This is a genomic window from Streptomyces sp. NPDC052496, assembly GCF_040679095.1.
In the GTDB taxonomy this organism is placed as follows: domain Bacteria; phylum Actinomycetota; class Actinomycetes; order Streptomycetales; family Streptomycetaceae; genus Streptomyces.
Window position 1 is genome coordinate 42,867 of record NZ_JBFAUH010000016.1, and the last position, 23,225, is coordinate 66,091.

The 23,225-nt window shown below is 72.4% G+C and carries 13 protein-coding genes and 1 pseudogene; 8 read left to right on the forward strand and 6 right to left on the reverse strand.

Features of this window, described 5'->3' with window-relative positions:
- Positions 1-81 precede the first annotated feature (81 nt).
- Positions 82-3,264: a glycoside hydrolase family 2 TIM barrel-domain containing protein gene (locus AB0L45_RS21850; RefSeq protein WP_365842305.1), complete on the forward strand. Its 3,183-nt coding sequence runs from the start codon at positions 82-84 to the stop codon at positions 3,262-3,264.
- Between the two features lie 60 nt (positions 3,265-3,324).
- Here the strand turns inward: AB0L45_RS21850 and AB0L45_RS21855 are convergent, their stop codons facing one another.
- The gene (locus AB0L45_RS21855) at positions 3,325-4,314 is read right to left on the reverse strand and encodes a hypothetical protein (protein ID WP_365842307.1); all 990 of its coding nucleotides are present in this window, start codon (positions 4,312-4,314) and stop codon (positions 3,325-3,327) included.
- 291 nt (positions 4,315-4,605) lie between these two features.
- Between AB0L45_RS21855 and AB0L45_RS21860 the strand changes: the two genes are divergently transcribed.
- A complete protein-coding gene (locus AB0L45_RS21860; RefSeq protein WP_365842309.1) occupies positions 4,606-5,781 on the forward strand; it encodes an SGNH/GDSL hydrolase family protein in 1,176 nt (391 codons plus the stop codon).
- Between the two features lie 64 nt (positions 5,782-5,845).
- Here the strand turns inward: AB0L45_RS21860 and AB0L45_RS21865 are convergent, their stop codons facing one another.
- The 3 genes from AB0L45_RS21865 to AB0L45_RS21875 all read right to left on the reverse strand — a co-directional run bounded on the left by AB0L45_RS21865 (position 5,846) and on the right by AB0L45_RS21875 (position 8,674).
- Entirely contained in the window at positions 5,846-6,268 is a 423-nt protein-coding gene (locus AB0L45_RS21865; protein WP_365842311.1) for an ASCH domain-containing protein, read from the reverse strand.
- Between the two features lie 44 nt (positions 6,269-6,312).
- Positions 6,313-6,672 (reverse strand): hypothetical protein, encoded by a 360-nt coding sequence (locus AB0L45_RS21870; protein WP_365842586.1) that lies wholly within the window; start codon positions 6,670-6,672, stop codon positions 6,313-6,315.
- An 82-nt stretch (positions 6,673-6,754) separates the two neighbouring features.
- Positions 6,755-8,674, reverse strand: a complete 1,920-nt coding sequence (locus tag AB0L45_RS21875) for an ABC transporter ATP-binding protein (RefSeq protein ID WP_365842313.1) — start codon at positions 8,672-8,674, stop codon at positions 6,755-6,757.
- A 96-nt stretch (positions 8,675-8,770) separates the two neighbouring features.
- Between AB0L45_RS21875 and AB0L45_RS21880 the strand changes: the two genes are divergently transcribed.
- The 3 genes from AB0L45_RS21880 to AB0L45_RS21890 all read left to right on the forward strand — a co-directional run bounded on the left by AB0L45_RS21880 (position 8,771) and on the right by AB0L45_RS21890 (position 14,383).
- Positions 8,771-9,232, forward strand: a complete 462-nt coding sequence (locus AB0L45_RS21880) for a MarR family transcriptional regulator (protein WP_365842315.1) — start codon at positions 8,771-8,773, stop codon at positions 9,230-9,232.
- Between the two features lie 76 nt (positions 9,233-9,308).
- Positions 9,309-12,266: an FAD-binding and (Fe-S)-binding domain-containing protein gene (locus AB0L45_RS21885; protein ID WP_365842317.1), complete on the forward strand. Its 2,958-nt coding sequence runs from the start codon at positions 9,309-9,311 to the stop codon at positions 12,264-12,266.
- Between the two features lie 632 nt (positions 12,267-12,898).
- Positions 12,899-14,383 carry a Gfo/Idh/MocA family oxidoreductase gene (locus tag AB0L45_RS21890; RefSeq protein WP_365842319.1) on the forward strand — a complete coding sequence of 495 codons (1,485 nt, stop codon included), beginning with the start codon at positions 12,899-12,901 and terminating at the stop codon, positions 14,381-14,383.
- A gap of 93 nt (positions 14,384-14,476) precedes the next feature.
- Here the strand turns inward: AB0L45_RS21890 and AB0L45_RS21895 are convergent, their stop codons facing one another.
- A complete protein-coding gene (locus AB0L45_RS21895) occupies positions 14,477-15,211 on the reverse strand; it encodes a L,D-transpeptidase family protein (RefSeq protein ID WP_365842321.1) in 735 nt (244 codons plus the stop codon).
- Positions 15,212-15,482: 271 nt separating this feature from the next.
- Between AB0L45_RS21895 and AB0L45_RS21900 the strand changes: the two are divergent.
- Both AB0L45_RS21900 and AB0L45_RS21905 read left to right on the forward strand, forming a co-directional pair.
- A pseudogene (locus tag AB0L45_RS21900) lies at positions 15,483-17,231 on the forward strand (ABC transporter ATP-binding protein); the annotation flags it as partial.
- 437 nt (positions 17,232-17,668) lie between these two features.
- Positions 17,669-19,450: an ABC transporter ATP-binding protein gene (locus AB0L45_RS21905; RefSeq protein WP_365842323.1), complete on the forward strand. Its 1,782-nt coding sequence runs from the start codon at positions 17,669-17,671 to the stop codon at positions 19,448-19,450.
- Positions 19,451-19,767: 317 nt separating this feature from the next.
- Here AB0L45_RS21905 and AB0L45_RS21910 read toward each other — a convergent pair whose 3' ends face one another.
- Positions 19,768-20,559 carry a metal-dependent hydrolase gene (locus AB0L45_RS21910; protein WP_365842325.1) on the reverse strand — a complete coding sequence of 264 codons (792 nt, stop codon included), beginning with the start codon at positions 20,557-20,559 and terminating at the stop codon, positions 19,768-19,770.
- Positions 20,560-20,704: 145 nt separating this feature from the next.
- Here AB0L45_RS21910 and AB0L45_RS21915 point away from each other — a divergent pair, with 145 nt between their 5' ends.
- Complete coding sequence (locus AB0L45_RS21915; RefSeq protein WP_365842327.1) at positions 20,705-23,218, forward strand: DUF3516 domain-containing protein; 2,514 nt, start codon at positions 20,705-20,707, stop codon at positions 23,216-23,218.
- Positions 23,219-23,225 lie beyond the last annotated feature (7 nt).

Sequence of the window (23,225 nt, forward strand, 5' to 3'; positions counted from 1 at the left end):
GTGGCGTGCGGATGCCTTGTCATGCACGCCACCGCTGTTCGACCCTGACGCTTCCTGTTGCCTTACGTTCGGAGCCCTCTCGTGAACGTACGCCGCATCGACCGCCGGTCGTTCCTCGCCACCGGCGCCGCCCTGGCCGGATGGGCCGCGTTCGCCGCGCAGAAACGGTCATTCGCCGCCACCGCCGCGCCCGCCGGCACCGAGTGGGACGCCGCCCCGCACCTCTTCCAGGTCAACCGCGAACCGGCCCGCGCCCGCCTCGTCCCGTACGCGAACGCCCGCGCGGCGCGCACGGGGCGGTTCCGCGCCTCCCCGTACCACCGCTCGCTCAACGGCCGCTGGCGCTTCCACTGGTCGAAGAACCCCGACGAGCGGCCCCGCGACTTCTTCGCGCCCCGGTACGACGACAGCGGCTGGGACCACATCACCGTGCCCTCCAACTGGGAGATCGAGGGCTACCCGGAGCCGATCTACCTCAACGTCACGTACCCGTGGATCGGCTACGAGGACCCCCGGCCGCCGCACGTCCCGCACGGCTTCAACCCCGTCGGCTCCTACCGGCGCGCCTTCACCGTGCCCGGGACCTGGGACGGCCGCCGCACCCTGCTCTCCTTCCAGGGCGTGAAGTCGGCGTTCTTCGTGTGGGTCAACGGCGAGCGGGTCGGTTACAGCGAGGACAGTTACACACCGGCCGAGTTCGACATCACCGAGCGGCTGCGCCCCGGCACCAACGTGCTGGCCGTCGAGGTCTACCGGTGGTCCGACGGCAGCTGGCTGGAGGACCAGGACATGATCGACCTGTCCGGGATCTTCCGTGAGGTGTACCTGTACTCCGTCGCGCCGGTGCACCTCCAGGACCTGCACATCCGCACCGGCCTGGACGCCGCCCACCGCGACGCGGAGCTGACCGTGGCCGCGACGGTACGCAACCGGGGCGCGGCAGCGGCGGGCGAGCACCGGCTCAGAGCGGAGCTGTACGACGGGGGCGGGCGGCCGGCGCTGCCGGAGCCGCTCACCGCGACGGTCCGCTTCACCGGCGGGCCGGACGCCACGGTCACGCCGAAGGCCACCGTACGGGCCCCGGACCTGTGGTCCGCCGAGGTCCCGCACCTCTACACGCTCGTCCTGACCCTCACCGACCCGGCGGGCCGCACCGTCGACGTACAGAGCACCCGGGTCGGCTTCCGCTCCGTCGCGTACGGGCCCGGCAAGCTCACCGTCAACGGGCAGCCCGTCGTCTTCCGGGGCGTCAACCGGCACGAGACCGACCCCGACCACGGGCAGGCCGTGCCCGAGGAGCGGATGCTCCAGGACATCCGCATCATGAAGCAGCACAACATCAACGCCGTCCGCACCTCCCACTACCCCGCCGACCCGCGCTGGCTGGAGCTGTGTGACGAGTACGGCCTGTACGTGATCGGCGAGGCCAATCTGGAGTCGCACGGCGTCCGTGACTGGCTGCCCGGCAGCCTCCCCGCGTGGACCGGGGCGTGCCTGGACCGGATGCGGTCGATGGTCGAGCGGGACAAGAACCACCCGTCCGTCGTGGTCTGGTCGCTGGGCAACGAGGCGGGCCAGGGGCTCAACTTCGTGGCGATGGCGGACTGGACGCGCCGCCGTGACCCGTCCCGGCCGGTGCACTACGAGGGCATGAACGCGGTCGCCGACATCGAGAGCCGCATGTACAGCACACCGGACGAGGTGGAGCGGTACGGGAAGTCCGGCAACCCGAAGCCGTTCATCCTGTGCGAGTACGCGCACTCCATGGGCAACAGCACGGGCAACCTCCAGGAGTACTGGGACGTCTTCGAGCGCCACCCCAACCTGCACGGCGGCTTCATCTGGGACTTCGTCGACCAGGCCATCCGCCTGCCCGTCCCCGGCGACCCGCAGCGCACCTACCTGTCCTACGGTGGCGACTGGCACCCCGGCTACCCCACCGACTGGAACTTCAGCTGCAACGGCATCGTCGCCGCCGACCGCGTGCCGCACCCGGCCATCCACGAGGTCAAGAAGGTCTACCAGGCCGTCCGGGCAGCCGCCGCCGATCTCACCGCGGGCACGGTACGGATCACCAACCGGCAGCTCTTCCTCGGCCTGGACGCCTACGAGCTGCGCTGGGAGGTCACCCGGGACGGCGAACGGCTCCAGCACGGCAGCCTCCCCGCGCCGGCCGCCGCGCCGGGCCGGGACGCGACCGTGCGGATCCCCTTCCGGCGGCCCGGACGGCCCGTGCCCGGCGCCGAGTACTGGCTCAACCTCTCCTTCGTCCTGCGGCACGCCACCGCCTGGGCCGACGCGGGCCACAGCGTCGCCGCCGAACAGTTCGCGCTGCCCTGGCACGCCCCCGCACCCGCCGAGCCCTCCCCCGCCGGACTGCCGCCCCTGCGCCTGACCGAGACGGACCGCGCCGTCACCGTGAGCGGGCGCGACCTCGAACTCGTCCTCGACAAGGCGAGCGGCACCCTGTCCGCCTACCGCCACCGCGGACGGGCGCTGCTGACCGCCGGGCCGGTGCCCAACTTCTGGCGCGGGCCCACCGACAACGACATCGGCCGGGGCGCGCAGAACTCCCTGCGCACCTGGCGCGGGGCGGGCGCCGGGCGCACCGTGACGCGGGTGGCGGCCGCGCAGCCGTCCGCCTCCGAGGTGACCATCGAGGTCTCGGCCACCCTGCCCACCACGCCCGCCGCCTCCCGGTGGGACACCGTCCTCACCGTGCGCGGCGACGGCGAGGTGCGGATCCGGCACACCCTGACGCCGGGCGCCGGGCTGCCCGACCTGCCCATGGTGGGCGCGCTGCTGACCGTACCGGCCGGGCTGGAGACGTTCAGCTGGTACGGGCGCGGACCGCACGAGAACTACTGGGACCGGCGCACGGCGGCGTTCGTCGGGCGCTACCGCAGCAGCGTCGACGCCCAGCTGGGCAACTACGTCCGGCCGCAGCAGACCGGCAACGTGACCGACGTCCGCAGCGCCTCGCTCACCGGCCGCGACGGTACGGGGCTGGCCGTACGCGCGGAACCCGGCGACGGGGCGCCGCTGCTGGAGCTGAGCGCCCTGCACCACGCGCCGTCCGACCTGGAGAGCGAGCGGCACGAGCATCCGTACGAGCTGAAGCGGCGCCCCGAGACGGTCCTCGGTGTCAACCACCGGCAGTCGGGCGTCGGCGGGAACGACTCGTGGGGCGCTCCGCCGCTGGCGAAGTACCTGCTGCGTGCCGACCGGGTCTACCGCTACGGCTACCGGCTGCGGCCGGTGTGACGCCGGTGCCCCCGCTCCGGGTGTCGGTCGCGGAGCGGGGGCACGCGGGCCGGCCCGCCGTCACTCGTAGAGGACGTATTCGGGGCGCGGCCGCAGCGCCAGGACCTCCTGGTGGGTCATCAGGCGGCTGGCCTCGGTGTCCTCGTCGTAGAAGAGCTTGAAGCCGGTGTGCAGGCCCGTGGGCAGGTTTCTGACCAGCTGGCCCCAGGTGCCGCGCTTGAGTCCCGGCGAACCGATGCCGTCGGCGCACTTGATCGCGGCGACGCCGGGCTGCGGCCGGAACGCGTCCTGGTCCTCGACGACCGAGGTGGCCACCTGGTGGAAGACGAACGCCTTCTCGGGCAGGTCGTGCTCGCGGACCAGGCCGGAGAGGTAGCGGGCGATCTCGGTGAGTTCGCGGCCGTCGGTGCTGCCGTAGGTGTCGCCCGGTTTCTCATCCGGGCCCATCTCCCATTCGGGGTCCAGGGCGACGCCCACGTCCGGGTGCACCAGCCACTCGTGCAGCGCCTTGACCTCGCCGAGGGCCGAGGCCCGGCCCGGCTGGATGTTCAGGAACAGCAGCGCGCGGTGCTTGCGTGCCGCCTCGTGGAAACGGCGGACGGTGTCGGCGGAGGTGCGGGAGCGGTACGTCCCGTCGGGGCCGGCGCTGGAGTTGGCGACCGTCGCCAGCAGTTCCAGGACGGGCAGCGGTTCGCGGTCGGCGGCGTAGGTCTGCGCGAGTTTCTCGATCTCGCGGGCGCGCTGGTCGAGGTCGCCGGTGCCGAGGCGGCCGAGCGCGGCGGCTCCGGGCAGGCCGCAGTAGCCCGCGAGCTGGTGGCGGGGGAACAGTTCGCGGCCGCCGCGCGGCAGCTGGGGCCGCTTCCTGGTCGGCTTGGGCGAGGGGCTGCCCGACCGGTTGCCGGGGGTGCCGGAGGTGTCGGGCGGTGCCGCCCGGGGCGGCGCCGTGCCGCGGTCCGCCGCTCCGGCGCAGGCGGTGAGGAGGCCGAGGCCGGCCGCGGCGGTGGTGGCCAGGGCGCTGCGGCGGCCCGGTCCGGGTGCGCTGTCGAGCACGTCGCCTCCGTGGGTCCGTAGGGGTGTCAGGGGTCAGGGTGATCTCTGGTGGGGTATGTGCCGTTCGCCTTGCCGGGTCTGATCGGGTGAAACTCCACTCGGCGCGCTTCCTGACTCCGCGCGATCAGGATTGCGCCAACTTCGACCGCCGGGCGGGGCCCGGCCGGACCCGCAGGGTGACCCTCGCGTGGGTAGGCACCGGATGCGTACGCCTCCTGGAGGGCTGGGTGTCCTGCCGCGCGCTCAGCAGACTCGTGATCACCGCAACGACGAGAGAAGAGCGTGATCACCATGAGCGAGGACATCGTGTGGAACGCCGGCTGGAGCACCGCCGTACAGCGCCCCAGCACCGGCTTCGACAAGAACTGGGCCGAGGAGGGTTTCGCGGACCAGACGGTACGTCAGGTCGTCCGGCTCACCGGCTCCGGCACGGCGGCCCGCATCCGCCTCTCCCACCGCTTCGGCAGCGCTCCTCTGGAGGTCGGCGGCGCCACCCTCGCCCGTACGGACCAGGGCGCCGCCGTCCAGGACGGGACGACGCGCCGGCTGACCTTCGGGGGCGCCACGTCCGTCCGGATCCCGGCGGGCGGCGAGGTGTGGAGCGACGCGGCCGAGCTGCGCGTGGCGCCGTTCGACCGGCTGACGGTGAGCCTGTACTTCGCCCGGCCGACGGGCCCGGCGACCTTCCACGCCCAGGCGTTCACCACCGCGTACCGCGCCGCGGGAGACCAGCTGGCGGCTGCCGATCCGGCGGTCTTCAGCGACACCTCGGTGTCCTGGTACTTCCTCGCCGATGTCGAGCTGGCGGGCGGCCCGGCCCGGCAGGACACCGTGGTGGCGTTCGGCGACTCGATCACCGACGGCTTCGCCTCGACCACCGACGCGGCCCGCCGCTACCCGGACGCGCTCGCCGCACGGCTGGCCGCCGCGGGCCTGGCCCGCCCGGTGCTCAACGCCGGCATCGGCGGGAACCTGCTGCTCAACGACGCGCCCTGGTACGGCGAACGGGCCGGCGCGCGCTTCCGCCGGGACGTCCTGGACAAGCCCGGGGTACGGACGGTGATCGTGCTCGTCGGCCTGAACGACATCGGGTTCAGCGAGGTGGACGGGGCGGACTTCCCGACGTACCGGCCGAACCCGCAGCTGTCCGCCGCGCAGCTCGTCGACGGTTACCGCGACCTGGTCGCGCAGGCGCACGCGGCCGGGATTCGGGTCATCGGCGGAACGATCATGCCGTTCCAGGGCGCCGAGTACCACACCCCGCAAGCCGAGGCGAAGCGCCGCGAGATCAACACCTGGATCCGTACCTCCGGCGCGTTCGACGCGGTCGCCGACTTCGCGGCGGCGCTGGCCGATCCGTCGCGCCCCGAAGCGCTGCTGCCCGCGTACGACAGCGGCGACCACAAGCACCCCGGCGACGCCGGGTACCGGGCGATGGCCGCGGCGGTGGACCTGGCGTCCCTCTGAGCACCGCCGGCGTCCCGCTGCGCACCGGGCGTCCCCTTGGAGCCCCGCGGTCAGCCCGGCCCGCCTACAGGCGCTCGACGACCCGGAAGCGTTCGGCCACGACCTGCGTGTCGTCGTCGACGCGGAAGTCCGGGTCGCCGAGCGCCGCGCGCATCTCCGGGCCGTGCCAGTAGCTCTCGTGGTCGGCCCGCCAGTCCGCGACGGTCTCGTTGCCCTCGCCCTCGTCCACGGCGTGCCGCAGGTCCACGTCGGCCAGCCGCAGCACCCGTACCTCCGTCACCTCGATGACGGCGACGGGGCGGCCGTCGGAGTCGGGGACCTGGTAGCGCTCACCGGCGCGTGGCAGCGGGTCGCCCTCGTGCTCGTAGTCCGCCAGCAGGCCCGTCGTGGTGGTCTTGGCGCCGGAGAGGACGGCGGCGACGAGCCGGTCCCGCAGCGGGCCGGGGAAGGCGAACTCGAAGGGCGGCAGGTCTTCGTGGGCAGACATGCGGCTCACCCTAAGGGGGCGGCGGCGCGGGACGCCCGTGCTTTTCAGGGGCGGCCGTCCCGCTGCCCGGCGGCGCGTGCGGTGTGCAGCGCCCAGGCGACCATGGGCAGTTGCAGCGGCAGACGGCCGTACGCGACGGCCTTCAGGAGCGCGGGGCGGTGGCGCCAGTCGCGGGCCATCTTGATGTTGGCGGGGAAGACGGCGGCGAACAGCCCCGCGGCGGCCAGCGCGCCGGCCCGGCGGGTGCGCGGCAGGGCGACCGCGGCGGCCACGGCGAGTTCCGCGGCACCGCTGACGTACGTCCAGGTGCGCGGGGAGCCCGGCAGCGCGCGGGGCACGATCGCGTCGAACGGCTTGGGGGCAAGGAAGTGGAGCGCCCCCATGCCGCCGAGCATCCGGGCCATCGTCAAGGCGGAACGGTCTGCGGTGCGGTCGGCGGCTGCCACGGGCGCTCCCAGGGTCGGTCCGGTGCGGTCGGCACCGACCTTACCCGTGGGTCAGGTCGGCGGACAGCGGCTGCTCACCGTCGGTGGCGAGGTGTGCGTCACGCTTGACCAGGGAGGCGTAGCGGCCGCCGGCGGCGAGGAGTTCGCCGTGGGTGCCGCGCTCGGCGATCCGCCCGCCGTCGAGCACGACGATCTGGTCGGCGTCGCGGATGGTGGACAGGCGGTGCGCGATGGTGATCGTCGTACGCCCCTTGGAGAGCGCGTCGATGGCCTGCTGCACCGCGTGTTCGGTACGGGTGTCCAGCGCGCTGGTGGCCTCGTCGAGAACGAGGACGGGCGGGTCGCGCAGGATCGTCCGGGCGATGGCCAGGCGCTGCTTCTCGCCGCCGGAGAAGCGGTGGCCGCGTTCGCCCACGAGGGTGTCGTAGCCGTCCGGGAGGCCCGCGATGTGGTCGTGGATCTGGGCGGCGCGGGCGGCGCGCTCGATCTCCTCGTCGGTGGCGTCCGGCTTGGCGAAGCGGAGGTTGTCGGCGACGGAGGCGTGGAAGAGGTACGTCTCCTGGGAGACCACGCCGACGGCGCGGGCCAGGGAGTCGAAGTCCAGGTCGCGGACGTCGGTGCCGTCCAGCGTGACCCGGCCGGCCGTCACGTCGTACAGCCGCGGCACCAGGTAGCTCAGGGTGCTCTTGCCGCTGCCGGTCGGCCCGACGACGGCCAGGCTGCTGCCGGCGGGGACGGTCAGGTCGATGTCGCGCAGGGTCGCCGGGGCGGGCGCGGCACCGTTCTGCTGTTCCGGATCGCCGTGCCGCTGTTCCGGTTTGCCGGACTGCTGTTCCGGATCGCCGGACTGCTGTTCCGGATTCTCGTAGGCGAACGTCACGTGCTCGAAGCGGACCTCGCCCTGCGGCTCGGCCAGGCGTACCGGACGCGCCGGCTCGGTGATGGCGACCGGCAGATCGAGGTATTCGAAGATCCGCTGGAAGAGTGCGACGGAGGTCTGCATCTGCACGCCGGTGGACAGCAGCGAGACGGTGGGGCGCAGCAGGCCCTGCTGGAGGGTGACGAAGGCGACGAGGGTGCCGATGGAGAAGGCCGGGCCGCCGAGCTGGAGGACGAGTCCGGCCGACCAGTAGATGACGGCGGGCATGGCGGCCATGACGATGCCGATGGTGGCCATCCGCCAGCGTCCGGCCATGTTGGCGCGGACCTCCAGGCCGACCAGTTTCTCGGACTCGGTGGCGAAGTTCGCCGTGAGGGAGTCGGCGCGGCCCATGGTGCGGCCGAGCAGGATGCCGCTGACCGACAGCGACTCGGTGACCATCGCGGACATCGCGGCCATCTGCTTCTGCCGCGCGGTGGTGATCCGTTTGCGCTCGTTGCCGACCCGGCGGCTGATCCACACGAAGAGCGGGAGCAGCAGCAGGGAGACCAGGGTCAGCCGCCAGTCGAGGGCGAGCATGGCGACGACGGTGGCGACCACGGAGGTGAGGTTGGAGACCAGGGAGGTCGCGGTGGAGGTGACGGTGGCCTGCATGCCGCCGATGTCGTTGGCGATGCGGGACTGCACCTCGCCGGTGCGGGTGCGGGTGAAGAACGCCAGCGGCATCCGCTGGAGCTTGGCGTAGACGGAGGTGCGCAGGTCGTGCATGACGCGCTGGCCGACGGTGGTCGAGATCAGGGTCTGCAGGACGCCGAAGACGCTGGTCAGCACGGCGGTGACGATCATACCGGCGGCGAGCAGGGTCAGCAGGCCGGTCCGCCCCTGGGGGATCGCCACGTCCAGGACGGCGCGGAGCAGGAACGGGGAGGCGACCGAGACCAGGGAGGAGGCGGCCACCAGCAGGCCGACCGTGGCCAGCCGGCCGCGGTAGGGGCGGAAGAGGGCGAGGATGCGCCGCACCTGGGCCGGCTGGGCCGGATCCCGGGGCGGTGGGGTCCACTCGGGTTCGTCGGGGCGCATGGGCTCCTTCGGAGGCGGTACGGGAACGTGGTCCCGCCGAGCATAGTTCATTGTTACCTATACTCACAATGAACATGGTCCTGATATCCTCCGGTCATGTCCTCCCCCGACCCGGCCACCACCGAACCCGACCTGGCGGAGCAGCTGGTACGGCTCACCCGCCGTATGCACCGCGCGCAGCAGCGGCACATGGAAGACCTCGACATCGCCCTGACCCCCGCGCAGACCCGGCTGCTGCGCATCGTGGACCACTACCCCGACCAGGCGCCGCCCCGCATGGCCGACCTGGCCGCGCGCCTGGAGGTCGTGCCGCGGGCGGTGACCACGCTGGTCGACGCACTGGAGGCGAAGGGCGCGGTCCGCCGGGTGCCCGACCCCGCCAACCGCCGGGTCGTACGGATCGAGCTGACCGACACCGGCCGTTCGACGCTGCGCGCGTTGCGCGGCGCGCGCCGGGCCGCCGCACGGGACATCCTGGCCCCACTGACCGCGAAGGAGCGGGACGTGCTCGGCGGCCTGTTGTCCACCCTCGTCGACGGGGCGGCCACCCACTGCTGAAACACTGGCCGGGGTGGCCGTTCCGGACACCGGAGCGGCCGTCCGAGCGAGCCGAGCGGACCGGAGGTACGTCGTCATGCCCCTGCTGGAACCCGAGCCGGAGGCCCTGCGGCCGGCCGCCGCCGAAGGCCCGTACCACGACCGGGTGACCGACCGGCAGGCGTCCGGCACGCCGGAGCGGCTGCGCGACGACCTGACGGCGCTGCTCGGCCCGGACAAGGTGCTGCACCAGGTCTCCGACCTGGTCCGGTACGCCTCCGACGCGAGCCCGTACCGCTTCGTCCCGCAGGTCGTCGTGCTGGCCGAGGACGTCGACGACATCTCCGCGGTGTTCTCCTACGCCCACGGCAAGGGCCGCGACGTCGTCTTCCGGGCGGCCGGCACCTCGCTCAACGGACAGGCGCAGGGCGAGGACATCCTGGTGGACGTGCGCCGGCACTGGGCGGGCGTCGAGGTGCTGGACGACGGCGCCCGGGCCCGCATCCGGCCCGGCACCACGGTCGTACGGGCCAACGCCGCGCTCGCCCGGTACGGCCGGCTGCTCGGCCCGGACCCGGCCAGCGCCATCGCCTGCACGCTCGGCGGCGTGGTCGCCAACAACGCGTCCGGCATGACGGCGGGCACCACCCGCAACTCCTACCGGACGCTCGCCTCGGTCACGCTCGTCCTGCCCTCCGGGACGATCGTGGACACCGGCGACCCGGCCGCGGACGAGGAACTGGCACACGCCGAACCCGCACTGTGCCGCGGGCTGCTGGAGCTCAAGGCGGAGATCGAGGCGGACCCGGAGCTGGTGGCCAGGATCCGCGCCAAGTACGAGATCAAGAACACCAACGGTTACCGCCTGGACGCCTTCCTGGACGGCACCACACCCGTCGAGATCCTGCGCGGGCTGGCGGTGGGCTCCCAGGGCACCCTCGGCTTCATCGCCGAGACCGTCTTCGAGACGCTGCCGCTGAACCGGTACACCTCCACCGCCCTGCTGTTCTTCCCGACCCTGAGCGCCGCGGCGGCCGCCGTGCCGCTGTTCAACGAGGCGGGTGCGATCGCCGTCGAGCTGATGGACGGGAACACGCTGCGCGCCTCGGTGAGCGTGTCCGGGGTGCCGGCCGACTGGGCGGAGCTGCCGAAGACGACCACCGCGCTGCTGGTCGAGTTCCGGGCGCCCGACGAGGCGGCGCGGGAGGCACAGGAGGACGCCGCGCGGAAGGTGCTGGCGGGACTGGAGCTGGTCGCGCCGGTCGCGTCCGTCACCAACGCGTTCACCCGCGACGCCGCGGTCGTCGCCGGGTACTGGAAGGCCCGCAAGGCGTTCGTCACCGCGGTCGGCGGTTCCCGCCCGTCCGGTACGACACTGATCACCGAGGACTTCGCCGTACCGCCGTCCCGGCTCGCCGAGGCGTGCACGGCGCTGCTCGAACTCCAGGACCGGCACGGCTTCGACGCGGCGGTCGCGGGCCACGCCGCCCACGGCAACCTGCACTTCCTGCTCGCCTTCGACGCCGCCCGTCCCGCCGACGTGGAGCGCTACGCCGCCTTCATGGACGCGTTCTGCGCGCTGACCGTCGAGCGCTTCGACGGCTCCCTGAAGGCCGAGCACGCCACCGGCCGGAACATCGCGCCCTTCCTGGAACTGGAGTGGGGCCCGCGCGCCACGGAGCTGATGTGGCGGATCAAGCAGACCGTGGACCCGCACGGCATCCTGGCCCCGCGCGTCCTGCTCGACCGCGACCCGAAGGCACACCTGCGCGGCCTGAAGACCATCCCGCAGGTCGAGGCGGTCGCCGACCCCTGCATCGAATGCGGCTTCTGCGAGCCGACCTGCCCCAGCCAGGACCTGACCACGACGCCGCGCCAGCGCATCGTGCTGCGCCGCGAGATGATGCGCCAGGCTCCGGCGTCGCCGGTCACCGACGCCCTGCTGGACGCGTACGGCTACGACGCGGTGGACACCTGCGCGGGCGACTCGACCTGCAAGCTGGCCTGCCCGGTCGGTATCGACACCGGCGCGATGATGAAGGACTTCCGGCACCGGCGCCACTCCCCCGCCGAGGAACGCGCGGCGGCCCTGACGGCCCGGCACTTCAAGGCGGTGGAACGGTCGGCGCGGCTGGCGGTGGCCGCTGCCGCGAAGATCGGCGACCGGATCGGCGAGGGGCGCGCCGACCGGCTGCTGACGTCCCTGACCGGCGCGGCCCGCAAGGCCGTACGCCCCGATCTCGTACCCGAGTGGCTGCCGCAGATCCCCGGCGCCGCGGCCCGCAAGCTGCCCGCCACCCGGCGGGTGGGCGCCGCCGCGGTCTACTACCCGGCGTGCGTCAACCGCATCTTCGGGGAACCGGACGGCTTCGACGGGCCCTCCCTGCCCGAGGCGGTCGTGGTGGTGTCCGCGCGTGCGGGCAAACCGGTGTGGATCCCCGACGACGTGACCGGCACCTGCTGCGCCACCATCTGGCACTCCAAGGGCTACGACGCGGGCAACGCGGTGATGGCCAACCGCATCGTGGAGGCGGCCTGGGGCTGGACCGCGGGCGGGCGGCTGCCGCTGGTCGTGGACGCGTCCTCGTGCACGCTGGGCATCGCCCACGAGGTCGTGCCGTACCTGACCCCGGACAACCGGGAGCTGCACGCCGAGCTGACCGTGGTCGACTCGGTGGTGTGGGCCGCCGAGGAACTGCTGCCGCACCTGGAGGTGCTGCGTACGGTCGGTTCCGCCGTGCTGCACCCGACCTGCTCCATGCGGCACCTGGGCGACGAGGCGCAGTTGCGCGCGGTCGCCGAGGCGTGCGCCACGGAGGTGGTCGTGCCGGACGACGCGGGCTGCTGCGCCTTCGCGGGCGACCGCGGCATGCTGCACAAGGAGCTGACGGAGGCGGCGACCGCCAAGGAGGCGGCAGAGGTGACGTCCCGTCACTTCGACGCCCACCTGTCGGCGAACCGGATGTGCGAGGTCGGAATGGACCACGCGACCGGCGGCCGGGGTTACTACTCGGCGCTGCTGGCTTTGGAGCGGGTTACGCGGGTGGGGGTGTAGGTGGGGGTGGAGTGGGGGTGTAGGTGGGGGGTGCAGGTGGGGGGTGAGGGTTTGGTTGAGGGGTTGGCAGGGGTTGACAGGGGTTGACTGCGGAGGGGCAGGGGTTGACTGCGGGGGGCAGGGGGCGGCCGGGGTGTGACCGGCGGCGCGGCGGGCGGCGCGGCCAGGATGTGGCGGCCTACGGGGTAAATCGAACGTGATCATCCCCCCGGTAGGGGGATACCCGCGCTCGGGGAACGGGAACCACGGCGTTCGGCGCTTCTCGCCCTGGAGCAGGGGGTATAGCTGAAGTATGGCCGAGAGGTGACGGCCTACGGGGCGAATCGAACGTGATCGCTCCTCCCCGGGCAGGGGCATACCCGCGCCCGGGAGGCGGGAACCGCACGGACCGGGGCGCTCGCGCCCGGAACGGGAAGACCCGTCGAGCGGTCGGTCCCGCCTTGAGTCCCAGCATCTCCGGCGCTGTGCGCCGGAAGCGGGTCGTCCGGCTGATGGTCCGGACCGACAGCCCCACCCTTCCCGTACAAAAGATCAGACCGGGCTGCCCTCTTGTGCATCCAGCCGCACAACCGTCAAGGTCCTCAGCGAGGTTCACGCTTCCGCCACGCACCATCCGTTCCTTTGGAGGACCGATGAACGAGGCACGATCGCAGAGCCACGAGCCCCACGAGAACCACGGACACGAGGACGGCCAGGGCCCCGAGGAAGCCGGACCCACCAGGCGTTCCGTCCTGTGGACCGCCGGAGCGGCGGGAGCCGGCCTCGGCATCGGCGCGCTGGGCACGGGCAGCGCCGCCGCGGCCGGCACCGGCCAGGGAGCCGCGGCGGCGACGGCCGCCACCGGACAGGCGGCAGCGGACCCGAAGGGCCGGCGCAAGACCATGATCGGCGTGCCGTTCGAAAGACGCAGCACGGTACGGATCGGCATGATCGGCCTGGGCAACCGCGGGATGGGCATGCTGCCCCTCTACCTCGCCATCCCCGGCGTGCGCGTGGTGGCAATCTGCGACCCGGTCAAGGACAAGGCGGCGAAGGCGGTACAGCTCATCACCGCGGCCGGACAGCCGGCCCCGGCCGTCTACACCAAGGGCGACCACGACTTCGAGAACCTCTGCGAGCGCGGCGACCTCGACTTCGTCTACGTCGCCACCCCCTGGGACTGGCACTTCGAGATGGCCAAGGCGGCGCTGCTCGGCGGCAAACACGTCGGCGTCGAGTGCCCGGTGGCCATGAATCTCCGCGACCTCTGGGACCTGGTCGATCTCTCCGAGCGCACCCGCCGCCACTGCATGCAGGTGGAGAACTGCTGTTACGGCCGCAACGAGATGCGCGTCCTGCGGATGGCGCACGCGGGCCGCTTCGGCAGGCTGCTGCACGCCGCGGGGGCGTACAACCACGACCTGCGCCAGCTCATGTTCGACCCGACGTACTACGAGGGCCCGTGGCGGCGGCTGTGGCACACCCGGCTGCGCGGCGACCTCTACCCCACCCACGGCTTCGGGCCGATCGCCAACTACATGGACATCAACCGCGGCGACCGCGTGGTCCGGATATCCAGCTTCGGCACCCCCGCGCTGGGTCTCGCCGAGTACCGCGAGGCGCACATGCCGCCGGGCGACCCGAGCTGGCGGGAGACGTACATCGAGAGCGACCGCACCTTCAGCCTCATCCAGACCGCCAAGGGCCGGGTGCTGCGGCTGGAGCACGACGTGTCCACGCCGCACCCGTACAGCCGTATCAACAGCCTCGGCGGCACCAAGGGCGTCTTCGAGGACTACCCGGAGCGGATCTACATCGAGCCCGACCAGACCAACGACGAGTGGGGGGACTTCAGCGCGTACGCGGAGTGGGACCACTGGCTGTGGAAGGAGCACGCCAACCCGCCCGGCGGCCACGGCGGCATGGACTACATCATGCTGTACCGGCTGATGCAGTGCTTCCACCTCGGGCTGGTACCGGACTTCGACGTGTACGACGCCGCGACGTGGAGCGCGCCCGTACCGCTGAGCCATGCCTCCATCAAGGCGAAGGGCGAGCCGCAGGAGATCCCGGACTTCACCCGGGGGCTGTGGCGCAAGTCGCGGCAGGGCGTGGACTCGCCGAAGCCGACGGAGTGACGGAGCGGGGCCGGGCGGGGTGGTGTGCCGTCCGGCCCCGGGCGGGGTCGGGCCCGCGAGGTGACGTGCTGTCCGGCCCCGGCAGCGGGTGTTTCAGGCCGTGAGGTGTGCGGTGTCCCCCATGACGATGACGGGGTGGGACCGCGGGTCGAGCGTGCGCAGCAGTGCGACCATCCCCGCCTTGGAGATGCTCACGCAGCCGGACGTGCCGCTGCCGTGGTCCAGGTGCAGCCAGATGCCGCCGCCCTTCTCCCGACCCTGCGGCCGGGTCGGGTCCAGGGGCGTGGTGCCCTTGACCCGGTTGTAGTCGATCGCGATGACGTGGTCGAAGTCGTGCCGGGTCTTCTTCTCCCAGTACGGCGGCGGGGTGAACGCCGACGAATGGGTGTACGGCAGCTTCGCGCCCGGGTCGGGCAGCACGCCGCCCGCGTCGGAGAGGCCGAACACGCCGACCGGACTGCGCAGGTCGTCCTCGTGGTGGTCGGTGGTCCAGCCCTTCCGGCCGTTGTGCGCGGGCCAGGTCGCGGTGCGCTCCCATCCCTCGGCCGTCTTCGTGTACAGCTCCAGTGTGGCGTCGGGCGAGTCGACGCCTTTACCGTGAACGGCCACGACCTGCCGGGAGTTCCCGGGGATGCGCGCGCGCAGCTTCGCGCCCACGCCCGGGACGGTCCTGGTGTGTCCGGCGGCCTCGGCGGTACGGCCGCCCCGGCCCTTGCCCTCGTCGTTCGCCGATCCGCCGCTCGTGCCGCAGCCCGCCAGCAGGGTCAGCCCCACTGCCGCCACCGCGGCCGTTCGTACCATGCAGCCCGCAGTTCGCATGGCTCCCATGGTCGCACCCGAAGGGCGCGTACGGGCTGTACGACAGTGGCCCGTTGTGTGCGCCCCGCGCGGAAAACCGGTTGAAGCGGAGCGCCGTGACGCGCCAGTCTTCCATGGTTCCCCCGAAGCCGCGTCCTTCCTGCTGCCCGCGCGCCCGTACGGCGCCCGGCACTCCCCACCACAACTCGGGCCGGTCACCGGGCTCCAGCCGCTCGATCGTCCTGTCATCCGATCGCCCGCAGGCCCGAACCGCCGTCATCCGAACCGACCTTTGGACATCATGCACATTCGCGATCTTCCTCATGCCGATCCAGGAGTGCCCGACGTCCGCTCCGGCGGCCGCCTGCTCCGGTGGCTCTACCGGCAGCAGCTCGGCGGCCAGACCAAGGCCCTGTGCTGGGGGCTGGTGCACACCGGTGGTGTGGTCTCCTTCCCCGTCCCGGTGGGGATCGCGGTACAGGCCGTCGTGGACCGTTCCGGCTCGGGACTGCTGCTCGCGGGCGGTTTGCTGCTGCTGCTCGGCGCCCTGGTCGCGGTCGGCGACGTGATGCTGCACCGCGCCGCGATCACCAACTGGATCACGTCGGTGGCCCGCCTCCAGCAGCTGCTGGCGCGCAAGACCACGGAGCTGGGGTCCGCGATGACCCGGCGGGTCGCCGCCGGTGAGGTCGTCGCCGTGAGCACCGGCGACCTGGAGAAGATCGGCTGGTTCGTCGAGGCCGTCTCCCGGTTCGGGGCCGCGGCGCTGACCTCCGTCGGCGTCTGCGTGGCCCTGGTGGTCTACCAGCCCGCGCTGGGCGTGGTGGTGGCCGTCGGCGTGCCCGTACTGGCCCTGGCCGTCCTGCCGCTGCTGCCGCCCGCGACCCGCCGCGCCGACGAGCAGCGCGAGAAGGCGGGCCGGGCGACCGAGCTGGCCTCCGACACCGTCGCGGGCCTGCGCGTGCTGCGCGGCATCGGCGGCGAGGAACTCTTCCTCGGCCGCTACCGGCGCGCGTCCCAGGACGTCCGCCGGGCCGCCGTACGCAGCGCCCGTATGTGGTCCATGATCTCGGCCGTCCAGGTCGTCCTGCCGGGGCTGCTGCTGATCGCGGTGGTCTGGTACGGGACCGGGCTCGCGCTCGACGGCCGGGTACGGGTCGGCGAACTGGTCACCGTCTACAGCGCCGTGACCTTTCTGCTCTACCCCTTGCGCCACTTCGAAGAGATCGCGATGGCCTACTCCTTCTCCAAGCCCTCGGCCACACGCGCCGCACGCGTCCTGGCGTTGAGCCGGCCCGCCGACGGGCGGATCACCGGGCCCGCCGCGCTCGGCGGCGAGCTGTACGACCCGGTCACCGGGCTGCGCGCGCCGAGCGGACAGCTGACCGCCGTGGTGTGCGGCGACCCGGACGCGGCGGGGCGGCTCGCCGACCGGCTCGGCGGCCACCCCGCCGACGCGCCGGACGGCACCCCGTCGGTCCTGCTGGGCGGCACCGCCCTGGACGACGTGCCGCGCGCGGCCGCCCGTACCGCCGTCCTCGTCCAGGACAAGGACCCCATCCTGCTCTCCGGGACGCTCGGCGAGCTGCTGGACATCCCGTCCTCCGGGGCCGTACGGGCCGAGGAGGCACTGACCGCGGCGCAGTGCGGCGACGTGCTGGCCGCGCTGGCGCAGGGCTCGGCCGACGACTCCGGTGACCCGATGCGGACCCACATCACCGAGCGCGGCCGGTCCCTGTCCGGCGGGCAGCGGCAACGGCTGGCACTGGCGAGGTCGCTGGTCACCGACCCCGAGGTGCTGGTGCTGGACGAGCCGACCAGCGCCGTCGACTCGCACACCGAGGCCCGGATCGCGGACGGGCTGCGCGCCCTGCGCGCGGGCCGCACGACCGTGGTCCTGACCTCCAGCCCACTGCTGCTGGACCGCGCCGAACGGGTGGTCTTCCTCGGCCCGGACGGGGTTGCGGGCACGGGTACCCACCGCGAACTGCTGCACAGCGACCCGGAGTACCGGGCTGTTGTGACTCGGGAGGCTGAGGAGGAGGTCGCGGAGGGGGCCGAGGAAGGGTCCAAGAAGGGACGCGGGGAATCGGCCGCGGAGGGGGCTGGGGAGAAGGCCATGGAGGGGGCCGGACCGGCAGCTTTGTCCGTGCTCGCGGCGGCGGCCGGCGGGCGATTCGCCCGTACGAGGGGTGACGCCCGTACGAAGGGTGACGCCCGTGCGAGGGGTGACGGCGGTGCGGGAACCGGTGCAGGAACCGGTGCCGACACCGGTACTGGCACCGGTACTGGCACTGGCCGGACGGACCGGACCGATGACGCCGCCCGGACCGACCGGATCAGTCGGACCGACCAGACCGTCCGGAGCGACCGAACCGTCCGGACCGACCAGATCAACCGGACCGACCAGATCGACCAGATCGACCGGGCCGACCGGACCGACCAGATCGACCAGATCGACCAGACCGACCAGATCGAGGAGAGCGCATGATCGGCCTGGCGCCACCGGAGCACGATCCGGACGCCCCCCGGACGGCCACGACCCTGCCGGTCGGCTCGCCCGCGACCGTACGCGCCTACGTGGGCGGGCTGGTCCGTCGGCACCGGCGGGCCTTCGTCCTGCTGGTGGCCGTGAACGCGGTCGCCGTGGTCGCCTCCATGGTCGGCCCTTACCTGCTCGGCGGGCTGGTGGAGGACCTGGACGCCGGCGCCCGCGAGCTGCGCCTGCCGTGGATCATCGGCCTGTTCGTCCTCGCGCTGGCCGTCCAGACCGTCTTCGTCCGCCTGGTACGGCTACGCGGCGCGATGCTCGGCGAGCAGATGCTGGCGGACCTGCGCGAGGACTTCCTCGTACGGTCGGTGGCCCTGCCGCCTGGCGTGCTGGAGCGGGCCGGGACCGGTGACCTGCTGTCCCGCATCACGACGGACATCGACCGGCTGTCCAACGCGATGCGCGAGGCCGTGCCGCAGCTGTCGATCGGCGTGGTCTGGATCGCGCTGCTGCTCGGCGGCATGACCGTCACCGCGCCTCCGCTGGCGCTGTCCGTCCTCGTCGGCCTGCCCGTCCTGCTCGTCGGCTGCCGCTGGTACTTCAAACGGGCCCCGCACGCCTACCGCTCCGAGGCGGCCGGGTACGCGGCGGTCTCGGCGGCGCTGACCGAATCGGTGGACGCGGGCCGCACCATCGAGGCGCACCGGCTCGGCGAGCGCCGCATCGAGCTGTCCGAACGCCGGATCCGCGAGTGGACCCAGTGGGAGCGCTACACGCTCTACCTGCGCTCGGTGCTCTTCCCGGTCGTCAACGTCACGCATGTGCTGATCCTGGCCTCGGTGCTGCTGCTCGGCGGCCTGTTCGTCCTGCGCGGCTGGCTCACGCCCGGCCAGCTGACGACCGGGGCGCTGCTCGCGCAGATGATGAGCGAACCCGTCTCGATGATCCTGCGCTGGTACGACGAGCTCCAGGTCGCCCAGGTCTCCATCGCGCGGCTGGTGGGCGTACGGGAGATCGAGCCGGCCGCGGCCGACGAGCGGGCGAAGCCGTCGGGACGAGACGTGCGGGCCGACGACGTACGGTTCGGCTACCGCGCCGGTGTCGACGTCCTGCACGAGGTCTCGCTGCGCGTCCGCCCGGGGACGCGGATGGCGCTGGTCGGGCCGTCCGGTGCGGGCAAGTCGACACTCGGGCGGCTGCTCGCCGGGATCTACGCCCCGCGCACCGGCGAGATCACGCTCGGCGGCGCCGAGCTGTCCCGGATGCCGGCGGAACGGGTACGCGAGCACGTCGCGCTGGTCAACCAGGAGCACCACGTCTTCGTGGGCTCGCTGCGCGACAACCTGCTGCTGGCCCGCACGGACGCCGAGGACGCCGAACTGTGGGCCGCGCTCGCAGCGGTCGACGCGGACGACTGGGCGCGGGCCCTGGAGGCGGGCCTGGACACCGAGGTCGGCTCGGGCGGCCACACCCTCACCCCGGCCCAGGCGCAGCAGATCGCCCTGGCCCGGCTGGTGCTGGCCGACCCCCACACCCTCGTCCTCGACGAGGCGACCTCCCTCCTCGACCCGCGCGCGGCCCGTCACCTGGAACGCTCACTGGGCCGCGTGCTGGAAGGCCGTACGGTCGTCGCCATCGCCCACCGGCTGCACACCGCCCACGACGCGGATGTGATCGCGGTGGTCGAAGAGGGCCGGATCAGCGAACTCGGCAGCCATCACGAGCTGGTCGCGGCGGACGGGGCTTACGCGGCGCTGTGGCGGTCCTGGCACGGGTAGGAGGGGCGGGGTGAGGAAGTTTTCGCGGATCCTCGCCCCGCCCGGCTCGGGCGGCGGCCACCGGAGCCGAGGGCTCCGGTGGCGGTGCGCACCAGGCCGACGGTGGCGTCACCGGTGAAGAGCTGCTCCCCTGGCCGTACCGGTGAGCGGGCGCTGTCAGGCATGTCCGGCTGCCCCCTTCACCTGCATGGCACCCATGCGTCCCGGGCCACCGGCGTGACGGCACCCCGAGCCACACGTCACCATCACGACCATCACGGCCCCGCACGCGGCACCACATATCCCCGCCAGGTCACCTCCCGGCCGGACGCCACCCGTCAGATGTATCCCAGTGCTCCGAGCCCCCCGATGCCGCCCAGCAGCATGAACGCGGGCATCAGTACCTTCAGCTCCACCCAGCTTCCGGCGCGGAACCGCATGCCCTTCGGGGGGCCGAGCGGGTACCAGCGCTTGCGGCCTATCGGGATGGGCCACAGGATCGGGCAGCCCGATACGGTCAGGGCGTCGCCGATGTCGTGGACCAGCGCGCCGAGCACGATCGGCAGGCCCAGCCACAGGTATTCCTGGCCGGGCTCGGTGAACAGCCAGCCCGCCCCGTTGCCCGGCTGGTCCAGGACGCCGGCGAGGATCCAGGCCGTCGCGGCGCCCAGCAGCCACACCAGGATGTCGCTGGAGACCCGGGCGGCCCGCCACAGCAGCCCTTCGATCGCCAGCACCATGTGGACGAAGAGGATGCCGAGCACCGCCCAGCGGCCGCCCTGGACCGCCAGGAGGGACATGCCGCCGCCTACCAGGACGGCCCAGACCCAGGTGTGGGTGAGGGTGCGGTGCCCGCCGGAGCGGTGCGCGTCGCCGCGCATCTTGGTGGCCTTGTAGACCGCGTGCGAGAGGGTGTCGACGATGCCGCAGAGCGTCCGCGACAGCGGGCCGAAGGCGCGCGAGATCGTGGCCGACTTGTGGTCCAGGTCGGGGGCGAGTGCGGCACCGGCGCAGATCAGCGCGCCGACGACGAGCACCGGCCAGGGCATCGGGTACCCCGCGGCCGCCGTCGCCGCGCCCACCCCCAGCCAGGCCGCGGCCCCGGACAGCGAGTGCGCCGGTCCCATCATGGTCGTTCCCCATCCCGGATCGATCTGGACACAATGCTCGGTCCCCCGGTCCTGACGCCGGGTCGGCGACACAGCGTAGCGTTAGATGATCTAGGTCTGACCCGCCGGTTGTCCGATCCGGACCACGGGAAGGCAGTATGGGGGCGTGACCCTCATCGATCATCTCCCGAACGACGCCGACCCCGATGCCCTCTTCGAAGCCTTTTCGAGCTGGGCCGAACAGCAGGGCATCGCGCTCTACCCTGCCCAGGAGGAGGCGCTGATCGAGGTGGTCTCCGGGGCGAACGTCGTCGTGTCCACCCCCACCGGATCGGGAAAGAGCCTGGTCGCGGCGGGGGCGCACTTCAGCGCGCTGGCCCGGGACGAGGTGACCTTCTACACGGCGCCGATCAAGGCGCTGGTGTCCGAGAAGTTCTTCGACCTGTGCAAGCTCTTCGGCACCGAGAACGTGGGGATGCTCACCGGCGACGCCTCCGTCAACGCGGACGCGCCGGTCATCTGCTGCACCGCCGAGGTGCTCGCCTCCATAGCGCTGCGGGACGGCAAGGACGCCGACATCGGCCAGGTCGTCATGGACGAGTTCCACTTCTACGCCGAGCCGGACCGCGGCTGGGCCTGGCAGATCCCGCTGCTGGAACTGCCGCAGGCGCAGTTCGTGCTGATGTCCGCGACGCTCGGTGACATGTCGCGGTTCGAGGAGGACCTGACCCGGCGCACCGGCAGGCCGACGGCGGTGGTGCGCTCCGCGACCCGGCCGGTGCCGCTGTCGTACGAATACCGGGCGACCCCGCTGACGGAGACCCTGACCGAGCTGCTGGAGACGCGGCAGGCCCCGGTCTACATCGTGCACTTCACCCAGGCCGCGGCCGTGGAGCGGGCGCAGGCGCTGATGAGCATCAACATGTGCACCCGCGCCGAGAAGGACGAGATCGCGGCGCTCATCGGCAACTTCCGCTTCACGACCAAATTTGGTCGCAATCTGTCCCGTTATGTCCGGCATGGTATCGGTGTTCACCACGCCGGCATGCTGCCCAAGTACCGCCGGCTGGTCGAGAAGCTCGCCCAGGCCGGCCTGCTCAAGGTCATCTGCGGTACGGACACACTCGGCGTCGGCGTCAACGTACCCATCCGGACCGTGCTGTTCACCGCGCTGACCAAGTACGACGGGACGCGCGTCCGCACGCTGCGGGCGCGGGAGTTCCACCAGATCGCGGGCCGCGCGGGGCGGGCCGGCTTCGACACCGCCGGCTTCGTCGTCGCGCAGGCGCCCGAGCACGTCGTGGAGAACGAGAAGGCGCTCGCCAAGGCCGGCGACGACCCCAAGAAACGCCGCAAGGTCGTCCGCAAGAAGGCGCCGGAGGGCTTCGTCAACTGGGGCCAGAACACCTTCGAGAAACTGATCGCCTCCGAGCCGGAGCCGCTGACCTCCCGCTTCCGGGTGACCCACGCGATGCTGCTGTCGGTGATCGCGCGGCCCGGCAACGCCTTCGAGGCCATGCGCAAGCTGCTGGAGGACAACCACGAGCCGCGCCGCAACCAGCTGCGGCACATCCGCCGCGCCATCGCCATCTACCGCTCGCTGCTGGACGGCGGGATCGTCGAGCGCCTCGACGAGCCGGACGCGGAGGGGCGGATCGTCCGCCTGACCGTCGACCTCCAGCAGGACTTCGCGCTCAACCAGCCGCTGTCCACCTTCGCGCTGGCGGCGTTCGACCTGCTGGACCCGGAGTCGCCCTCCTACGCGCTGGACATGGTCTCGGTGGTGGAGTCCACCCTCGACGACCCGCGCCAGATCCTCGCGGCCCAGCAGAACAAGGCCAAGGGCGAGGCGGTCTCCCAGATGAAGGCCGACGGCGTCGAGTACGAGGAGCGCATGGAGCGCCTCATGGACGTCGAGTACCCCAAGCCGCTGGAGGAGCTGCTCTCGCACGCGTACAACCTCTACCGCAAGAGCCACCCGTGGGTCGGCGACCACCCGCTGTCGCCGAAGTCGGTCATCCGCGACATGTACGAGCGCGCGATGACCTTCACCGAGTTCACCTCGTTCTACGAGCTGGCCCGCACCGAAGGCATCGTCCTGCGCTACCTGGCGAGCGCGTACAAGGCGCTGGACCACACCGTGCCGGACGACCTGAAGTCGGAGGACTTCGAGGACATCATCGCCTGGCTGGGCGAGATGGTCCGCCAGGTGGACTCCAGCCTGCTGGACGAGTGGGAGCAGCTGGCGAACCCGGAGGAGGAGACGGCCGAGGAGGCCGCCGAGCGGGCGGACCAGGTCAAGCCGGTCACCGCGAACGCGCGGGCCTTCCGGGTGCTGGTGCGCAACGCCCTGTTCCGGCGGGTCGAGCTGGCGGCGCTGGACAAGGTCGAGGAGCTCGGCGAGATGGACGCGGAGTCCGGCTGGGACGCGGACGCCTGGGGCGAGGCGATGGACGCGTACTGGGACGAGTACGACGAGCTGGGCACCGGTCCGGATGCGCGCGGTCCCAAGCTGTTGCAGATTCAGGAGGAACCCGAGCACGGGCTGTGGAAGGTGCGGCAGACTTTCGCCGACCCGAACGGCGATCACGACTGGGGCATCTCCGCCGAGGTGGACCTGACGGCCTCCGACGAGGAGGGGCGCGCGGTCGTGCGCGTCACCGCCGTGGGCCAGCTGTGACCGGGTG

What these genes read in the sequence shown, in the direction of transcription:
- AB0L45_RS21860 (WP_365842309.1), top strand. Translation starts at nt 4,606, where the DNA reads ATGAGCGAGGACATCGTGTGGAACGCCGGCTGGAGCACCGCCGTACAG.
- AB0L45_RS21865 (WP_365842311.1), bottom strand. Translation starts at nt 6,268, where the DNA reads ATGTCTGCCCACGAAGACCTGCCGCCCTTCGAGTTCGCCTTCCCCGGC.
- AB0L45_RS21870 (WP_365842586.1), bottom strand. Translation starts at nt 6,672, where the DNA reads ATGGCCCGGATGCTCGGCGGCATGGGGGCGCTCCACTTCCTTGCCCCC.
- AB0L45_RS21875 (WP_365842313.1), bottom strand. Translation starts at nt 8,674, where the DNA reads ATGCGCCCCGACGAACCCGAGTGGACCCCACCGCCCCGGGATCCGGCC.
- AB0L45_RS21880 (WP_365842315.1), top strand. Translation starts at nt 8,771, where the DNA reads ATGTCCTCCCCCGACCCGGCCACCACCGAACCCGACCTGGCGGAGCAG.
- AB0L45_RS21885 (WP_365842317.1), top strand. Translation starts at nt 9,309, where the DNA reads ATGCCCCTGCTGGAACCCGAGCCGGAGGCCCTGCGGCCGGCCGCCGCC.
- AB0L45_RS21890 (WP_365842319.1), top strand. Translation starts at nt 12,899, where the DNA reads ATGAACGAGGCACGATCGCAGAGCCACGAGCCCCACGAGAACCACGGA.
- AB0L45_RS21895 (WP_365842321.1), bottom strand. Translation starts at nt 15,211, where the DNA reads ATGGGAGCCATGCGAACTGCGGGCTGCATGGTACGAACGGCCGCGGTG.
- AB0L45_RS21905 (WP_365842323.1), top strand. Translation starts at nt 17,669, where the DNA reads ATGATCGGCCTGGCGCCACCGGAGCACGATCCGGACGCCCCCCGGACG.
- AB0L45_RS21910 (WP_365842325.1), bottom strand. Translation starts at nt 20,559, where the DNA reads ATGATGGGACCGGCGCACTCGCTGTCCGGGGCCGCGGCCTGGCTGGGG.